The organism is Mycolicibacterium sp. XJ1819 (assembly GCF_053483675.1).
On sequence record NZ_JBEFST010000002.1, the window covers coordinates 275,159 to 293,389 of the forward strand.

Annotated in this window: 6 protein-coding genes; 3 read left to right on the plus strand and 3 right to left on the minus strand. The window is 68.2% G+C overall.

Translation table 11 applies throughout. The features are described from left to right. Positions 1-6 precede the first annotated feature (6 nt). Complete coding sequence (locus tag ABQE89_RS03210; protein ID WP_448414203.1) at positions 7-1,428, minus strand: condensation domain-containing protein; 1,422 nt, start codon at positions 1,426-1,428, stop codon at positions 7-9. Between the two features lie 247 nt (positions 1,429-1,675). Between ABQE89_RS03210 and ABQE89_RS03215 the strand changes: the two genes are divergently transcribed. Further along, positions 1,676-12,625, plus strand: coding sequence for an SDR family NAD(P)-dependent oxidoreductase (locus ABQE89_RS03215; protein ID WP_448414044.1), 10,950 nt, complete (start codon positions 1,676-1,678; stop codon positions 12,623-12,625). On the opposite strand, the gene ABQE89_RS03220 is transcribed toward ABQE89_RS03215, so the two are convergent. Then, positions 12,622-13,668, minus strand: a complete 1,047-nt coding sequence (locus ABQE89_RS03220; protein WP_448414205.1) for an NAD(P)H-dependent amine dehydrogenase family protein — start codon at positions 13,666-13,668, stop codon at positions 12,622-12,624. The two genes, ABQE89_RS03215 and ABQE89_RS03220, sit on opposite strands and share 4 nt — an antisense overlap. A 269-nt stretch (positions 13,669-13,937) precedes the next feature. Here ABQE89_RS03220 and ABQE89_RS03225 point away from each other — a divergent pair, with 269 nt between their 5' ends. Together ABQE89_RS03225 and ABQE89_RS03230 are read left to right on the plus strand one after the other, a co-directional pair. Continuing rightward, positions 13,938-15,773: an acyl-CoA dehydrogenase gene (locus ABQE89_RS03225; RefSeq protein ID WP_448414046.1), complete on the plus strand. Its 1,836-nt coding sequence runs from the start codon at positions 13,938-13,940 to the stop codon at positions 15,771-15,773. Positions 15,774-15,965: 192 nt separating this feature from the next. After that, positions 15,966-17,051 (plus strand): lytic transglycosylase domain-containing protein, encoded by a 1,086-nt coding sequence (locus ABQE89_RS03230; protein ID WP_448414048.1) that lies wholly within the window; start codon positions 15,966-15,968, stop codon positions 17,049-17,051. 167 nt (positions 17,052-17,218) lie between these two features. On the opposite strand, the gene ABQE89_RS03235 is transcribed toward ABQE89_RS03230, so the two are convergent. After that, entirely contained in the window at positions 17,219-18,145 is a 927-nt protein-coding gene (locus ABQE89_RS03235; RefSeq protein WP_448414207.1) for a TIGR03564 family F420-dependent LLM class oxidoreductase, read from the minus strand. Between the last annotated feature and the right edge of the window lie 86 nt (positions 18,146-18,231).

The following is an 18,231-nucleotide window of genomic DNA, read 5'->3' on the forward strand; positions in this document are numbered from 1 at the left end:
CCGGTGCTATGCGACACGACCCCAGTGCCCGCTGTCGGCGACGAGTTCGCACACCGATCTCATCGTCTTCATATAGCGGGCCACCGACTTCTGCGCGACCGGATTGTCGGGATGCATGATCGCCATCACCGTGCCCTCGCCATAACGGAATAGATAAATGGTGAGCTGATAGGAGAATCTGCCGTCCGGATAGATCCCGATATTGTCCGCAAGGCCCATATCGGCGGCGGCCAGAACGGCGTTGAGTGGAGCGGCGCCGGCGTGGAAGAAATTCGACACCGGGAAATTGGGGCGTGGCCAACTCAACCACGGCGCCAACTCCACAACGCGGTAGTACGGCACCTTGGCCATATTGAGATTCGCATCGAAGGAGGCCTGTGCCGCCCACGCGGTGTCCCCGAAGGAGGCCGCGCCAATCGGCACGGTGATCGGAATCAGGCCGGTGAACCAGCCTTGGGTCATGAAATTGTCGGTGGCGGCACGGGAATCGCGAGGAGTGAGCCCGTAATACGTCAGCGCGCCGGTCAACTCGTGTTCGACCTGAGCAAGGCAGGCGAACAGACCGCCGACGAAGCGCGCACCTGCCGCCGCGCATGCCGCGTCGAAACGTTCGGTCTGGGCGGTGTTCATCAGCACTTCGGTGGTCATCCCGCTGCTGGTCGATTCGGACGGATTGCCGAGCGGCAGCGGGAATTCCGGAAAGCCACCGCCGCTGTTCTCGGCAAACTCGATCCAAGCCCGGACTTCAGGCGAATCCACGGTCAACTCCGCCGTGCGTTCACGCTCCCGGATGCAGAACTCGTCGAAGCTTCCGGCGTCGGGCAGTACCAGGGCCTCGCCGCCGCCGCGCAGCGCCGAATACATGCCGTTGGCTTCCAGCATTGTGGTGCCGATCAATGTCGCGTCGCCGTGGACATGGTCCATGGCGGCAAAGAACGTGAAGTGGCCGTCGTTCTGGACGACTCCGAAAGTGAAACAGGCCCACTCCAATGGACTGGGGATCGCGACGAGATGGGCGTGTATCTCCTCGACTGTCATCGCGCCGTGGTCGATCGGCTCGAATTCGATGTCGGCCGGATTCTCGATGGCATGGCGGATGAACTCCGAGTTGCCGGCGTGTTCGAACCAGCTGCGGAAAGTATCGTGCCGGCGAAGATATGCGTTGACGGCCTGATCCATGGCCGAGATATCGCATTCGCCGGCCACTTCACAACTCGCGATGATCTGTCGGGAGAAATTCAGTCCCGCGGCGGTGCGCTCGCAGTAATTGCGAAGATGCTGGCTCTGCATGTAGCTGACCGGCACCGAACTGACCGGGGCATGCCGAGCCTTCGCGGCGGCGGTGGCGGTGGGATGCCAGGAAGTGACAGACCCCGGCTTCAGCGCCCATTCGTCGAGTGGGCCAACCGTGATCTTGCCAATGCGCAAACCGTCGTCCTCCCAGGTCAAGCCGCTCTGTGCCGGCTGTCGATCCGGCATCGTGCCGTTGCCGGATCAACATACTCTCGCTCGTTCGAGGGTGTCCTGTGCGGGATCAACCTCGGGGATGCGATCCCAGCATCCCGTGCGCGCCCGTGCCATAGTGTGCGGGGGTAGGCGTTTATTTACGGACGCGACAGATGTCTCGAACGGGGGCATGTTTCTGACCGTCGATGCCAAGGGAGCACTAGCCGGCATGGGATCCGCCTTACACCCGAACGAATCGACAGGTCGTTTCGCAGTCGTCGGATACGCGGCGAGGTTCCCGGGAGCTCCGGACGCCGACGCCTTCTGGACCCTGCTGCGCGACGGCCGGGACGCGATCTCCGAGGTGCCCGACGACCGCTGGAACGTCGAGGAGTTCTTCGATCCGGAACCCGGGGCGCCCGGCAAGGTCGTGACCCGCCGTGCGGGCTTCGTCGACGACGCCTCGGGCTTTGACGCCCCGTTCTTCGGGATGTCGGCGCGCGAGGCCCGATTGATGGACCCGCAGCACCGGCTCCTGCTGGAGACGGCCTGGCGCGCGGTGGAGCATTCGGGCACGTCGCCCGCAGCCCTGGCAGATACCGACACCGGCGTTTTCGTGGGTCTGGCCACCCATGACTACCTGGGCATGGTGTCTGATCAGCTGACGTATGCCGAGATCGAGGCCTACATGGCGATCGGAACGTCGAACGCCGCGGCGGCGGGCCGGATCAGCTACCGGTTGGGGCTGCAGGGGCCCGCGGTCGCGGTCGACACGGCGTGCAGTTCGTCGTTGGTGGCCATCCATCAGGCGTGTCAGGCGCTCCGCTTGGGTGAATGTGACCTCGCGCTCGCCGGCGGCGCCAACGTGCTGCTCACCCCGGCCACCATGATCACCTTCTCCCAGGCGCGCATGCTCGCGCCCGACGGCCGGTGCAAGACGTTCGACGCGGCCGCCGACGGCTATGTGCGCGGTGAGGGGTGTGGCGTCGTCGTCCTCAAGCGGCTCGAGGACGCCATCCGCGACGGTGACCGGATCCGGGCCGTCATCCGCGGCAGCGCCGTCAACCAGGACGGTGCGTCGGGTGGACTGACGGTACCCAACGGCGTTGCCCAGCAACGGGTTATCGCCGACGCGCTCAAGCGCGCCGATCTCGAACCCAACGCCGTCGGATACCTCGAGGCGCACGGCACCGGGACATCGCTGGGCGACCCGATCGAGGCCCAGGCCGCCGGTGAGGTGCTCGGCGCCGGCCGGGACGCCGATCGGCCGCTGTTGATCGGGTCGGCGAAGACCAACATCGGACACCTGGAAGCGGCCGCGGGGATCGCGGGTGTCATCAAGGTCATCCTGGCCCTCGAACACCAGACCCTGCCGAAGCACCTCAACTTCACCGACCCGTCCCCGCACATCCCATGGGACCGACTTCCGATCGAGGTGGTGACGGAGACCATGCCGTGGGACCGCCACGGCCGTCCCCTCGTCGCGGGGGTGAGCTCGTTCGGTTTCGCCGGTACCAACGCCCACGTCATCCTCGAAGAGGCCCCGACGGCGTCGCAGCCACCGGTACCAAGCGACCAGCCCGACGGGCGGTTCCGTCTCCTTCCGCTGTCGGCGCGCACCTCCGATGCCCTGGTGCAGCTCGCCGGTCACTACCGTGGCTGGCTGGCCGAGAACCCGGACGCCACCCTGGCCGACATATGTCTCACCGCCGGCGCGGGGCGCGCCCATCTCGAGCACCGGGCCGCGTTGGTGGCCAATTCGACAGACAAGGCCGTCGAACTGCTCGGCGCGCTCGCCGACGATCGCCCGGCGCCGGGTGTCCTGCGCGCAGAATCCCACGACACACCCAAGACCGCATGGCTGTTCACCGGTCAGGGCAGCCAGTACCCCGGCATGGCACGCGAGTTGTTCGACACCGAGCCGGTGTTCGCCGAGACGATGAAGCACTGCGCGCACGCCGTGGCAGACATTCTCGAAAAGCCGTTGCTCGACGCGATTTTCGACGTGGACAGTCCCGATGCCGACGAGTTCCTGCGGCAGACGACTTACGCGCAGCCCGCCCTGTTCGCGGTGGAGATGGGCCTGGCCCGCCTCTGGCAGTCGTGGGGTTTCCAGCCCGACGTGGTGCTCGGCCACAGCGTCGGGCAGTACTCGGCGGCCTGCGTCGCTGGAGTTTTCGGCCTCGACGACGGTGCGCGACTGATCGCCGAACGCGGCCGCCTGTTCGGCTCGCTGCCCGCCGCCGGGCGGATGGTCGCCGTGTTCACCGCCGCCGAACGTGTCGAGAGCCTCGCCGACGAGTTCCCAAGCCTGTCGGTCGCGGCCTACAACGGTGCCAACACCGTATTGTCCGGACCCGCAGGCGATCTCGAAACGGCAGTGGCGAGGATGAGCGCAACCGGTGTCCGGTGTGACTGGCTGGAGACCAGCCATGCATTCCATTCGGCGCTGCTCGACCCGATCCTCGACGAATTCGAGTCGTACGCGCAGGGTTTCCAATTCCACCCCCCGCAACGGATTTTGATCGACAACCGCAGTGGCGCCGCGCTGGGCTGGGGCGTGAAACTCGACGGCGCGTACTGGCGCCGGCATGCGCGCCAACCGGTGGAGTTCGCCAAGAGCGTGCACACGCTCGCCGAGATGAACTGCAAGGTGTTACTCGAGATCGGCCCACGGCCGGTACTCACCGCCGCTGCCCTGGCCGCATGGCCCGACCCCACCACCGCGCCTCGGGCCATCGCGTCGCTGCGCCGGAACACCGCCGACCACCGGCAGGTCACCGAAGCCCTAGCCGACGCTTATGTTCTGGGCCACCTGCCTGACTTCGCCGCTCTCGGAGAGGACCGGGCGCGCACGGTCGATCTACCCACCTATCCGTTCGAACACCGCCGGTACTGGTTCTCCGACAACCAAACCGGCGATCGCGACGACGATGCGGCCACCGACCGAGACACGGCCGGCGGGCCCGCGCGCACCGAGGCCGTCCGCCTGCTCGAGGAGGGCCGGATCGGGGAGCTCGCGGCCCTGCTCGACGGCGCCGACGGCGATCAGCAGACGCTCGACGTGCTGACCAGGTTTGCCGCACAACATAATCAGCAGCGATCATCGCAATCGATCGCCGACGACCGCTATCGGATCCGCTGGGAGCAGGCCACTGCTCGCGGGTCCGGCACCGGCGAGAAGTCCACCTGGATCCTCATCAGCGACGACACCGATGCCATCGGCCCCCTGACCGAGGCACTCGCCGCACGCGACATCGAGCACCAGATCGTCGGACTGCCGGTGTCCGATGCGGACGAGACCCGGCTCACCGACGCGTTGCGCGCTGCGGCGCAGGATGACTCGACGCTGCGGATCGTGCATGTGGCGGCGCTGGACACCGATGCCGGCACGCCGTCGATGCGGTCGCTGCTGCGGATGCAACACCGGATCATGGGCCCGACGCGGCGGCTCTTTCGCGCCGCGGTCGCTGCCGACCTGCGCAGTCCGATCTGGTTGGTCACCCGCGGCGCCCAGCGGGTCACCGACGCGGACACCGTGGCCCCGGAGCAGAGTTGCCTGTGGGGATTCGGCCGGGCCGCGTCGCTGGAGCTTCCGCTGGTGTGGGGCGGGCTGGCGGATCTGGCCGACGGCACCGCCGACGAATGGTCTGGGCTCGTCGACCGGATCGCGGCGCCGCGCGACTCCGACATCAGAGAAGACCAGATCGCGTTGCGAGGTCAGGCGGTCTACGTTCCCCGGTTGGTTCGGCCGACCGAGCCGCCCAGCGCCGCACCCTTGCAGTTGCGTAAGGACGCAACGTATCTGGTGACCGGCGGACTCGGTGCGCTGGGCTCAGAAATCGCCGGGTACCTGGCCGCGCACGGTGCCGGGCATCTGGTGCTGACCAGTCGCCGCTCGCCCGACGATGCCGTGCAGCAGCGCATCGACACGCTGCGCGAACAGCACGCCTGCGAAGTCCGGGTGGTCACCGCCGATGTCGCGGATGCGCACGACGTCACCCGCCTGCTTGCGGACATATCGGCCGCGATGCCGCCGCTGGCCGGCATCGTACACGCCGCAGGTGAGATCGGCACCACTGCGCTGAGCTCCTCCGACGACGCCGAGGTCGATCGGGTGTTTGCCGGCAAGGTCTGGGGCGCTTGGCATTTGAGTGAAGCGGCGATCGATCTGGCGCTCGACTTCTTCATCAGCACCTCCTCGATCGCTTCGGTGTGGGGTGGCTTCGGTCAGACGGCCTACGGCGCGGCGAACGCGTTCCTCGACGGCATGGCCTGGCGCCTGCGCGAGCAGGGCATCGCCGGGGTCAGTGTCAACTTCGGTCCCTGGTCGGCGGGCATGGCCGATGCGGAGTCCCGCGCTCGGCTGGACCAACGCGGGGTCCAGACGCTGGCACCCGCCGACGCGCTGGCGGGCCTTGCCGCCGCCGTCGCGGCCTCCGAGACACACCCACAAGGTGTGGTGGCCCGGATCGACTGGGCCCGTTTCCTTCCGCTCTACCAGCAAGCCGGGCGACGCGCGTTCCTGGCGGAGTTGGAGCAGGAGGTGCCCACCGAGGCGGCCTCGACGGCAGGGGCGACGTCGTCCGGGCGGACCCCATTGGTCGAGCGGCTGGCGAACGCTCCGGTGCGGCAGCGTAAGCGGCTGCTGACCGAGCACCTGCGCAGCGCGGTCGCCGAGGTGACGCGGGTGGACACCGCCGAGATCCGCGAGGAGGCCGGGTTCTTCGACCTCGGCATGGATTCGCTGATGGCCGTGGAACTCCGGCGCCGCCTCGAACAGGGGCTGGGCCTCCAGATCCCGGTCACCCTGGTGATGGACCACCCCCGGCTGTCCGATGCCGCCGACTATCTGCTCGGCGATGTGCTGGGGCTCGCGGTGCAGGCCCCCGAAGAGGCCGGGCTAGCGCAGGCGGTCTCGGCCACGCCGCGCACCGACGAACCCATCGCCATCGTCGCGGTGTCGTGCCGCTTCCCCGGCGCGCCCGACCCCGAGGCGTTCTGGGAGGTGCTGGCGGGTGGCGTCGACGCGATCCGTGAGGTCCCGGAGGACCGCTTCGACATCGACGAGTTCTACGATCCCGATCCGGAGACGCCGGGCAAGACCTACACACGATTCGGCGGATTCCTCGACGGCGTCGACGGATTCGACCCCGAATTCTTCGGCATCTCGCCGCGCGAGGCGGTGTGGATCGAACCGCAGCAGCGGTTGATGCTCGAGACGGTATGGGAGGCGTTGGAACGGGCCGGGCTCTCGGCCGCCGAGTTGCGCGGCAGCCGCACCGGGATATTCACCGGCGTGGCCGCCAACGAGTACGCCCATCTGCTGTCGGCCGAGTCGATCGACAAGATCGAACCCCACTTCATCACCGGCAACGCGCTCAACGCCATCTCGGGTCGGGTCGCGTTCGCGCTGGGTCTGGAGGGACCCGCGGTCGCGGTCGACACCGCGTGCAGTTCGGCGTTGGTGGCGGTGCACCAGGCGTGCCAGGCGTTGCACTCCGGTGACTGCGATCTGGCGTTGGCCGGCGGGGTGAACGTATTGCTCAGCCCGGTGACCACGGTTGCCGCCTCCCGCGCGCGGATGCTGTCGCCCGCGGGCCGGTGCAAGACGTTCGACGCGTCTGCCGACGGTTATGTGCGCGGCGAAGGCTGCGGGATCCTGGTGCTCAAGAGACTGGGCGACGCGCTGCGTGACGGCGACCGGGTCGCCGCCGTCATCCCCGCCAGCTCGGTGAACCAGGACGGCGCCTCCAGCGGTCTCACCGTGCCCAATGGCGGTGCACAGCAACGGCTTATCGAGGAGACTCTGACGCGTGCCGGGCTGACCGGCGGGGACGTCGACTACCTCGAGGCGCACGGAACCGGCACGCCGCTGGGTGATCCGATCGAGGTTCAGGCCGCCGCGGCCGCCTACGGCGGCTCGCGCGAGGCCGACCGGCCGCTGCTGATGGGATCGGTGAAGACCAACATCGGTCACCTCGAGTCGGCATCCGGGGCCGCCGGCCTGATCAAGGTCGTGTTGTCGCTGCAACACGGGCTGCTGCCGCAGAGCCTGCACTTCGACAATCCGTCGCCGCACATCCCGTGGGACTCGCTGCCGGTACGGGTCGTGGACAAGACGCTGCCGTGGCAGACCAACGGCAGGCCCCGGCGTGCCGGGGTGAGTTCGTTCGGCTTCACCGGGACCAACGCGCATGTGCTGATCGAGGAAGCACCGGCCCAACCGGCCGGTGCGGCAGGCGAAGACGCCGCCGAGCCCGACGCCTCCGGCGAGTCCGCGCACGTGCTGCCGCTGTCGGCCCGCTCACCGGAGGCGCTGATGGCGCTGGCGCGAAGTTACGACGCCTGGTTGGACGCCAACCCGAGCGTCGACGTTGCCGACGTCTGCCGCACCGCAGGTACCGGCCGTTCGCATTTCGAGCACCGCGCCGCGCTGGTGGTGGATTCGGTCGACGCGGCCCGCCAGGGGCTGGCCGACCTCGCCGAGAACCGCACGCGACCGGGCGTCCTTCGCGGCGAACACACCCATCCGCCGACCACCGCCTGGTTGTTCACCGGGCAGGGCAGCCAGTATCCGGGTATGGCGCGTGAATTGTTCGACGCTGAACCCGTTTTCGCCGATACCGTGCGGCGTTGCGCGGCCGCCGTCGAGGACATGCTGCCGCAGCCGCTGCTGGAGGTGCTCTTCACCGACGACCGGGAGTCCGGTGAGCGGTTGCGGCACACGTCGTATGCGCAGCCCGCCCTTTTCGCCGTCGAGATGGGTCTGGCCCAGCTGTGGCAGTCCTGGGGCGTCACACCCGATGTGGTGCTGGGGCACAGCGTCGGCCAGTACGCGGCGGCCTGTGTGGCCGGAGTGTTCAGTCTCGAAGACGGTGCACGACTGATGGCCGAACGCGGACGGATGTTCGGCAGCTTGCCCGAAGGTGGCCGGATGGTGGCGATCTTCTCCGACGCCAAGCAGATCGAGGAGATCGCGAGCGAGTTCCCGCGGGTGTCGGTCGGCGCCTACAACGGCCCCAACACCGTGCTGTCCGGCCGCGGTGACGATCTCGAGCAGATCGTGGCCAGGTTCTCCGACGACGGCATCCGCTGCACGTGGCTGGAGACCAGCCACGCCTTCCATTCCGAACTGTTGGACCCGGTTCTCGACGAGTTCGAGTCCTACGCTGCGCAATTCGAGTTCGCCGCGCCGACGTTGCCGTTGGTGTGCAACCGGACCGGTGCCGTACTGACCGCGCAACATCCGCTGGATGCGCCGTACTGGCGGCGGCATTCCCGCCAACCGGTGCAGTTCGCCGAGAGCGTGCGCACCGTGGCGGCGCTGGGCTGTTCGGTCCTGATGGAGATCGGACCGCAACCGGTGCTGACCGGGGCCGCGGTGCAGGTCTGGCCGGAGCACCTGGCCGCGCCGCGCGCGATCGTCTCGCTGCGCAGGGGGGTTGGCGATCGGCGTCAGATCGCCGACGCGCTGGCCGCCGCCTACGTCGGCGGGCACCAGCCCGATTTCGCTGCGCTGCATCGCCGGCGCCGTCGCGTGCTGGAACTTCCCACCTACCCATTCCAGCGGCGCCGGTTCTGGCCGAGAACGTCCAATATCGCCGTCGACGGTCCCGCGGTGTCCGGGATCCTCGGCAGCGCAAAGGACCTGGCGTCCGGCGACACGGTCTACACCAGCAGGTTGTCCGTCAAGTCGCAACCGTGGCTCTGCGACCATGTCATCTACGGCACCGTCGTCGTCCCCGGCGCCACGTATGCGGCGATGGCGTTGGCTGCGGTCGGCACCCCGGCAAGCGTGAAGGACGTGTTCTTCTACGAACCGATCATCCTGCCCGAGAAGAGTTCTCGTGAGGTGCAGCTGACGTTGCATCCGCAGGAGGTCGACGGCGAGTGGCGCTTCCAGGTGCACAGCCGGCCGTACGGTGAACGCGCCGCGGACTGGTCGTTGAATGCCGACGGCACCGTGGTCAGCGGCTCGACCGACACCGCCGACGAATCCGAACCCGTCGACGAGGCGCTCGAACGGTGCACCCGGATGCGCCCGCAGGACCTGTTCGAGACGTTCGCCGACATGGAACTGGCGTGGGGGCCGACGTGGTCGGGTTCCCTGAAGTCGCTGTGGCTCGGCGACGGTGAGGCGATCGGCGACGTCGTCGTCGGCGAAGAACTCACCGAACAACTCGGGACCGAGCCCATGCACCCGGTGCTGATGGACCTGTGCACCGGGGTGGCGTTCCCGGCGTTCCCTGCGCTTGTCGCGGCCGAACAGGGCGTCAGCGATCTGTTCCTGCCGTTGCGGTACGGGCAGGTGACGCTGCGGGAGAAGATGCCTCGCCGGTTCTACTGTCGCGCCAAATGGCACAGCGGCCCACTGGACAGCGAGACCCAGGTCTTCGATCTCGAGTTCGTCAGTCGAGATGGTCACCAGCTCGGCGGTATTCGGGAGTTCACGGTGAAGCGCGCACCGCGAGAAGCGCTGCTGCGTGGCCTCGGTGGCGACGCCACCCGTCTGCTGCACACCGTCGGTTGGCACGAGGTGCCGCTCCCAGCGCCCGATGCCGGTGCCGGCGGGACCTGGCTGATCGCCGGATTCGACGAACTGGCCGCCGCCGTGGCCGGTTGCGTGTCGGTGGACCGGGCCGGCGATTCCGAACTACTGGGACCGCTGCTGGCTGATGCCCACTCGCGGGGGATGGCGTTCTCCGGCGTGGTGTGGCGCGCGGCGGCACCGCGGCCCGACGAGTCGAGCGACGCTGCCGCCGCGCGAATCGAGGCCGAGATCGCCAACCTGCTCAGCACGGTGCACGCGGTGGCCGGTGGCGAGCTGAAGCTGCCCGGCGGGCTGTGGATCGTCACCGAGCGCGCGGTCGCCACCGAGTCCGGCGAACCGGTCGACCCGGTGCAGGCCGCGTTGTGGGGATTCGGGCGTACCACGATCAACGAGGAACCCGCGCTGCGCTGCCGCCTGGTCGACTGCGACGGCTCGCAGGAGGCCGTCCAGGTGCTGGCGGATCTGCTGGAAACCCCGGTGGACGAACCGGAACTCGCGCTGCGCCAGGGAAAGCTGCTGACGTCGCGGCTGTTGCCATGGGCGCGCAGCGGTCACCTCACGGTGCCACGCGGAGGCGACTACACCCTGGCGCCCACCGAACGCGGCGCGATCGACAACCTGCGCCTGACCGAGACGGATGTGCCCGCGCCCGCCGAGGGTTACGTGCAGGTCCGCGTGGAGGCCGCGGGCCTGAACTTCCGCGACGTGCTCAATGTGCTCGGGCTCTACCCGGGTGACCCCGGCCCGATCGGCGGCGACTTCGCCGGCACGGTGACGCAGTTGGGAGACGGCGTCACCGGACTCCACGTGGGCCAGCGGGTCTACGGTTTCATGCAGGGCGCGTTCTCCAGCCGGTTCAATGTCCCCGCGCAGTTGGTGGCCACGGTGCCCGACGGGCTGAGCCCGGTTGCGGCGGCCACCATCCCCGCCGCGGCACTCACTGCCCGACTCGCGTTCGACTGGGCGCAGTTGCAGCCCGGTGACCGGGTGCTCATCCACGCCGCCAGCGGTGGTGTCGGACTGGCCGCGATCCAGATGGCCCAGCAGCACGGCGCCGTCGTCTTCGCGACCGCCAGCACCTACAAGCGCGCGACGCTACAGAGGATGGGGGTGAAGTACGTCTACGACTCGCGCACAACGGACTTCGCCGATCAGATTCTGGCCGACACCGGCGGCGCGGGTGTCGACGTGGTGCTCAACAGCCTGACCAACGAGGGCTTCGTCGAAGCGACCGTGCGGGCCACCGCCCACAACGGTCGGTTCGCCGAGATCGCCAAGCGCGACATCTGGACGCCTGAGCAGATGGCGGCCGCCCGCCCCGACATCGCCTACGAGATCGTGGCGCTGGACACGGTGACCCTCCAGGAGCCCGAGCGCATCCGAACCTTGCTGACCGAGGTGTCCGACGGGTTGGCCGGCGGCCAGTGGACACCACTACCCGCCGAGATCTATCCGCTGACCGAGGCCAGAGCCGCATTCCGCCGCATGCAGCAAGCGCGACACATCGGCAAGATCGTGCTGCAGATCCCCAATCCGCTGCAGCCGCAGGCGGATCGGAGCTACCTGATCACCGGCGGACTGGGCGCCATCGGCCTGCACACCGCGGCCTACCTGGCCCAACTCGGGGCCGGCGACATCGTGCTGACCAGCCGTCGCACCCCCGATGCGGACACCCAACGCGCCATCGACGACATCACCGAACGCTACAAGTGCCGGATCCACACCTTTGCGGCCGACGTCGGCGACGAGTCCGCGGTGGCGGCGCTGCTGGAGCGGATCCGCGCGGAACTGCCGCCGCTCGCCGGGGTGGCCCATCTGGCCGGGGTGCTCGACGATGCACTGCTTGCCCAGCAGAGCCTGGAGCGATTCCAGCTCACGTTGGCGCCCAAGGCTTTCGGTGCGTGCCACCTGGACCGGCTGACGAGGGATGACGATCTGGACTTCTTCATCGTGTCCTCCTCGGTGTCCAGCGTTCTCGGATCGCCCGGTCAGGCCAACTACGCGACCGCCAATGCGCTGCTCGACGGCCTGGTCGCGCGACGCAGGGCCCTGGGTCTGCCGGCCACGGGCATCAACTTCGGCCCGTGGGCCGACGGCGGCATGGCCTCGTCGGAGGCCGCGCGCGCCAACCTCAGCGCGCAGGGTCTGGTGCCGCTGGAACCGTCGGCCGCGCTGAGCGCACTCGCCGAGGTGGTCGCGAACGGCACCGGGCAGGCGACCGTCATCAAAGCCAACTGGCAGCGCGCCGCGAAGTTGTTGGGCGCCGCCCGCCCACCGATTCTCGACCTGGTGTTGCCCAGCGCGGCCGGCGAGGCGACCGGCGACAGCGAGTTGCTCCGCCAGTTGCAGGAGATTCCGGTGCCGCAGCGCGCCGCTTTCGTGACCGAGTTCCTGCAACGCGAGGTGCAGACCTTCCTGCGGTTGGCACAACCACCGGCGGCCACCAGTCGGTTCCTCGACCTGGGGACGGATTCGCTGATGGCGATCGAGTTGCGCAACCGGTTGCACAGCCAGTTCGGCGGGGCGTTCACGATCAACGCGACCGCGGTGTTCGACTATCCGACCATCGGCGGACTCGCTGAGTATCTGGTCGGGCAGTTGCCCTCCGGCGAACCGGCCGACTAGACCCAGCGCTGCGCCTGTACCTCGGGCGGCAGCGGCGACTGCAGCGGCACGTCGAGCCCGTCGTAGATGCCGGGTTTCTGGTCGGCCAGCCACCCCAGCGCGCCGAGAAGGCGGTTCGCGGCGGTGGTGTTGCCGCCGTCGGCGCGCGTGCCGCCCGGCACGTCGGCGCGCGTCGTGATGGTCAGCACGGGATCGCCGTCGATGATCACCCGGTGGTCCCCCACCCCCTCGTCGGGATAGGGCCAGTCCGGCGCGCACGACGCGTGGATGCGGGTGATGTGGTCGATGACGATGCGCGCCTGCCCGTCCGACTTGCCGATGATCCTCAGCCAGAAGGCGCCCTGGGTGCCCTTCTCGAAGCGGCCCATCACGGTCTCGACGGACTCCTCGAGGGGAAGGCGCTCGACCTCCTCGGCGATCTCGTCGATCTCCATACCGAGGTTGCGGCCGACCAATCGGATGTTGCCGCCCCACACCATGGTGGGGATCGACGGGAGCAGCATCATCGGCGTCTCGTCCATCGACCCGCCGAAGCCGCAGGACACCTTCACGGCGAACGGTTGGTTGTAGGTCGAGTAGTCGAAGATCTCCTGGCAGCGGATCGTCTTGATGCGCGTGCACAATCCGGCCGCGATCACCGCGAGCGCGTCGTTGCCCCAACCCGGGTCCACGCCGCTGACCAGCAGCGTGGAGTTGCCCTCTTCGGCCGCTCGGGTGAGGCGGTCCACCCAGTCCGGCGGGGCCGAGCGCGGGTCGTACAGCGAGTACAGCGACGGCGTCACCACGTGCTTTCCGGCGCGCAGGCATCGTTCGATGTCTGCCACGGCGTCATCGGGCCGGATGTCGCCGGAGGCCATGTAGGCCACGGCGTCGCAGCCGGCCAGGCCCGCGCCGACGTCGATCGTCGCCGCCACCCCGGTGGGACCGTCCAGGTGCGCGAACGACGCGGCATCCTGTCCGTGCTTGTCCGGTGACGACGTGATCACCCCGGTCAGTTCGAGCCCGGGGAACGCCACCGCGCTCCGGATCGCCGCCGCCCCCATATTTCCTGTTCCCCACACCGCGACACGAAGCACGCGAACACCCTATCCGGGGCGGTGGTGACCATTGTCACAGCGCCTCGCCCGGCCGAAATTTACACCTGTCAACTGCAGTTATGCGGCACCACCAACCACCGGGTTGGTTAGCGGATGGAAATTGCCCGGGTGTGCTTGGTGTTGAAGTTACCGAGCGGTATAGTTTGGCGCAGTTACTGGTGGGTAACTTAGCCAAAAGTACCCAACCAAGGTGGCCGTCTCGACGAGGAGGAACTGTGAGCCACTATAAGAGCAACGTTCGTGACCAGGTATTCAATCTGTTCGAGGTCTTCGGAGTAGACAAGGCCCTTGGTGAGGGTGCCTATGCCGATCTGGACGCCGACACCGCTCGTGAGATGCTCGGCGAGATCGCTCGGCTGGCCGAGGGGCCGATCGCCGAGTCGTTCGCCGACGCGGACCGCAACCCGCCGGTGTTCGACCCCGAAACCCACTCCGTCAAGCTGCCGGAGTCCTTCAAGAAGTCCGTCCGCGCCTACATCGAGGGCGGCTGGGACAAGATCGCCATCAACGAGGAACTCGGCGGTATGCCGATGCCGCGTGCGCTGCAGTGGGCGCTCGTCGAGCACATCCTCGGCGCCAACCCGGCCGTCTACATGTACGGCATGGGCGCGGGCTTCGCCCAGATCTTCTACAACCTCGCGACCGAGGAGCAGAAGAAGTGGGCGATCCTCGCCGCCGAGCGCGGCTGGACGTCGACCATGGTTCTCACCGAACCCGACGCCGGCTCCGACGTCGGCGCCGGCCGTACCAAGGCCGTCCAACAGGACGACGGTTCGTGGCACATCGACGGGGTGAAGCGCTTCATCACCTCCGGTGACGCCGACGACCTCGGCGAGAACATCATGCACCTGGTGCTGGCCCGCCCCGAGGGCGCAGGCCCGGGCACCAAGGGACTGTCGCTGTTCATCGTGCCCAAATTCCTGTTCGACTTCGAGACCGGCGAGCCCGGCGAGCGCAACGGCGTGTTCGTCACCAACGTCGAGCACAAGATGGGCCTGAAGGTCTCGGCCACCTGTGAGCTGGCGTTCGGTCAGCACGGTGTGCCCGCCAAGGGCTGGCTCGTCGGCGAGGTGCACGACGGGATCAAGCAGATGTTCGAGGTCATCGAGCAGGCCCGAATGATGGTCGGCACCAAGGCCATCGCGACGCTGTCGACGGGCTACCTCAACGCGTTGGAGTACGCCAAGGAGCGTGTCCAGGGCGCCGATATGACCCAGATGACCGACAAGACCGCACCGCGCGTGACGATCACCCATCACCCGGACGTGCGTCGGTCGCTGATGACCCAGAAGGCCTACGCCGAGGGTCTGCGCGCGCTGTACCTCTACACCGCGACCTTCCAGGACGACGTGGTGGCCAAGGCCGTCCATGACGTCGACGCCGACGTGGCCGTTCGGGTCAACGACCTGCTGCTGCCCATCGTCAAGGGCGTGGGCTCGGAGCAGGCCTACGCGAAGCTGACCGAGAGCCTGCAGACGCTCGGTGGATCGGGCTTCCTGCAGGACTACCCGATCGAGCAGTACATCCGCGACGCCAAGATCGACTCGCTCTACGAGGGCACCACCGCCATCCAGGCGCAGGACTTCTTCTTCCGCAAGATCGTCCGCGACAAGGGTGTGGCGCTGGCGCACGTGGCCGCCGAGATCGAACAGTTCGTCAAGAACGAGGCGGGCAACGGTCGGCTGAAGGCCGAGCGTGCGCTGCTGGCCACCGCGCTGGAGGATGTCCAGGGCATGGCGGCCTCGCTGACCGGCTATCTGATGGCGGCGCAGGAGAACCCGACCGAGCTGTACAAGGTCGGCCTGGGTTCGGTGCGCTTCCTGATGAGCGTGGGCGACCTGCTCATCGGCTGGCTACTGGCCAAGCAGGCGGCGGTGGCGCTCGACGCGCTGGATCGCGGCCCTGCCGACAACGACCGCGCCTACTACGAGGGCAAGGTCGCCACGGCGTCGTTCTTCGCGAAGAACTTCCTGCCGCTGCTGACCAGCACCCGCCAGGTCATCGAGAACCTCGACAACGAGGTGATGGAACTCGACGAGGCGGCGTTCTAAGGTTCTAGGCCTTACCGCGTAACCAAGAAACCCCCGGACTCTTCCCGGGGGTTTCTTGCGTTGTACGGCTGTCGAACGTCGGGTTGTGTCACCCTCTGCTCGAATTGGCGTAACACAAGCCAACACTCGCCGTCGTGCGGAACGGCAGAACCTATGATGGGGCCGAATATCGCGACGACGAGGACGAGGCCAGTGCAGACAGAGCGGATTCGTCGCCTTGTCGGCTGGGCCGCACGCACCCCGGTCGCCGGCGTGGGCGTGCTGGCCCGAATCGTTCTGACGAGCGCCGTCGCGACCGCGCCGAGTCTGATCGTGGCCGTGCACGACGATCTGGATGTCCGACCCTTGGCTGCCGTCGCGCCGCAGCCTGTTGTTCCGGACGGCCCCTCGGCCGCGGTGCATCCAGAGGGTCCTGCGACCGTTTCGCATGTCGTCGGGCCTCCGCCGCCCGCCGCCGTCAGCGCACCCGGCACCCTGCACATCCCCGCGATCGCGCTGACCGCGTACCGCAATGCCGACGGCCTGATGGCGCGGACCGAGCCGGGCTGCGGTGTCAGCTGGAACCTGCTGGCCGGGATCGGGCAGATCGAATCGCGGCACGCGAGCGGTGGCAAGGCCGACGATCGCGGCACGGCGGTAGAGCCCATCTTCGGCCCGGCGCTCGACGGCTCCCTGCCCGGCAACGAGATCATCGTCGCCGGCCGCTACGACGGCCACCCAGTGTACGCGCGGGCGATGGGTCCGATGCAGTTCCTGTCCAGCACCTGGACCCACTATGCGGCCGACGGTAACGGCGACGGGATGGTCGATCCGCAGAATCTGTTCGACGCCACCCTGGCGGCCGCCCGCTACCTGTGCAGCGGAGGTCTGGACCTGCGCGACCGGTCCCAGCTGATCACCGCGGTGTTGCGCTACAACAACTCGATGCCCTACACCACCAACGTGCTGGGGTGGGCCGAGGCGTACGCCACCGGAGTCCCGCCTGGATACCTGCCGCCGATCACCGGTCCGAAACGGCCGATCGGCAGTGCCCGCGCGGCGACTCACCCGGCCAACGTCGGCCCAGACGAGAGTCCTTCCGCCGCACCGCAACCCGTCCCGGATGTGACATTGACCGAGATGCGGGCCGGCAGCGCCGGCCCACCGACCGGCCGATCAGCTTCTTCCTCGGCGCCCTCGATGCCCACCGGCATGCCGGACATCGACACCGGGGGGAGCGCAACGCCTCGAGTCAAGATCGGCAACGGCCGCACGGGCGGTGTGCTCGACAGCGAATAGCTTGAGCCGCCAACAAAAAGGCGGGTTCGGGAGGACACTCAGGTGCGTCACTTTTAATCTCGCGCGCCCGGCTTTCAACCCTGATGCCGGTTCTTTGGATCAGTCACTCCCGAACCCGTCGTGCTCTCGATGCTACGCCCGCCGCCGAGCCGACACCAGAGCCAATTTCAGGCGTCTTTGGCCCGCAACAGCGCGCGGGTGCGCGCCCGGATCTCCGGGTCGGCATCGAAGATCACCGCCGCGAATTCGTCGACACCGGCGGCGGCCAGTTCGTCGAGGCGATCGGACACCGTTCGCTCGTCGCCGATGATCGCCGCGTCCTGCGGCCCGGCATAGCCTTCCCGATCGAGCATCGCGCGGTAAGACGGCAATTGCCCGTAGATCGCGAACTGGTCGGCGGCCTGGGCGCGGGCGCGGTCGACGTCGTCGGTCACGCTGACCGGCAGCGACGCCGCCACCCGCACAGCGTCCTCGGGCCGGCCCGCGTCGGCGGCAGCCTGGCGCAGCGTCGGCGCGACGTGCTCGGCCAGCGTCGTGGGTCCGGTCATCCACGTCAGGGTCCCCGCGGTGCGGCGTCCGGCCAGGCGCAGCATCTGGGGACCGAGCGCGGCGAGGTAGACCTGCGGGGCCGCCACCCCCGGCAGCTGCAGCGACCCCCGGGTGGTCCAGAACTCGCCAGTCGCGTCGGCAGGCTGCCCCTCGAGCAGTGGTTGCAGGCCGTCGAGGTATTCGCGCATCTGGCGCACCGGCTTGTCCCAGGACGCGCCCCACACCCCTTCGGCGACGATGCGGTGGCTCATCCCGATGCCCAGCGTGAACCGGCCGCCGCTGATCAGCGAGAGCGTCAGGGCGCGTTGCGCGAGCTGCATCGGGTGCTGCACCTGGATGGGGATGACACCGGAGCCCAATTCGAGCCCGTCGACCTCACGAAACGCCACCGCGAACACGGCGGGCAGGTCGATGTCGTAGGGCAGCTGCGCCATCCACACTCGGCGCAACCCCTCGTCGCGCAGCTGCGCGAGCTCCCCCACCAGCGCGTCGACCGGGGAAGGGTCGCCGGTGGGCATACCGAGGACGGTGAGGCTTATCTGCATACCGTCCATCGAAGCATCCGGCGCGAAGAAGTAAGAGCCCCGTATTGACGTCGGGTCGGGGGGTCAGACGCCAATACGGAGCTAAC

Excerpts from the sequence above, each read along its gene's own strand:
- ABQE89_RS03235 (WP_448414207.1), bottom strand. The coding sequence starts at position 18,145 with ATGCAGATAAGCCTCACCGTCCTCGGTATGCCCACCGGCGACCCTTCC.
- ABQE89_RS03215 (WP_448414044.1), top strand. The coding sequence starts at position 1,676 with ATGGGATCCGCCTTACACCCGAACGAATCGACAGGTCGTTTCGCAGTC.
- ABQE89_RS03220 (WP_448414205.1), bottom strand. The coding sequence starts at position 13,668 with ATGGGGGCGGCGGCGATCCGGAGCGCGGTGGCGTTCCCCGGGCTCGAA.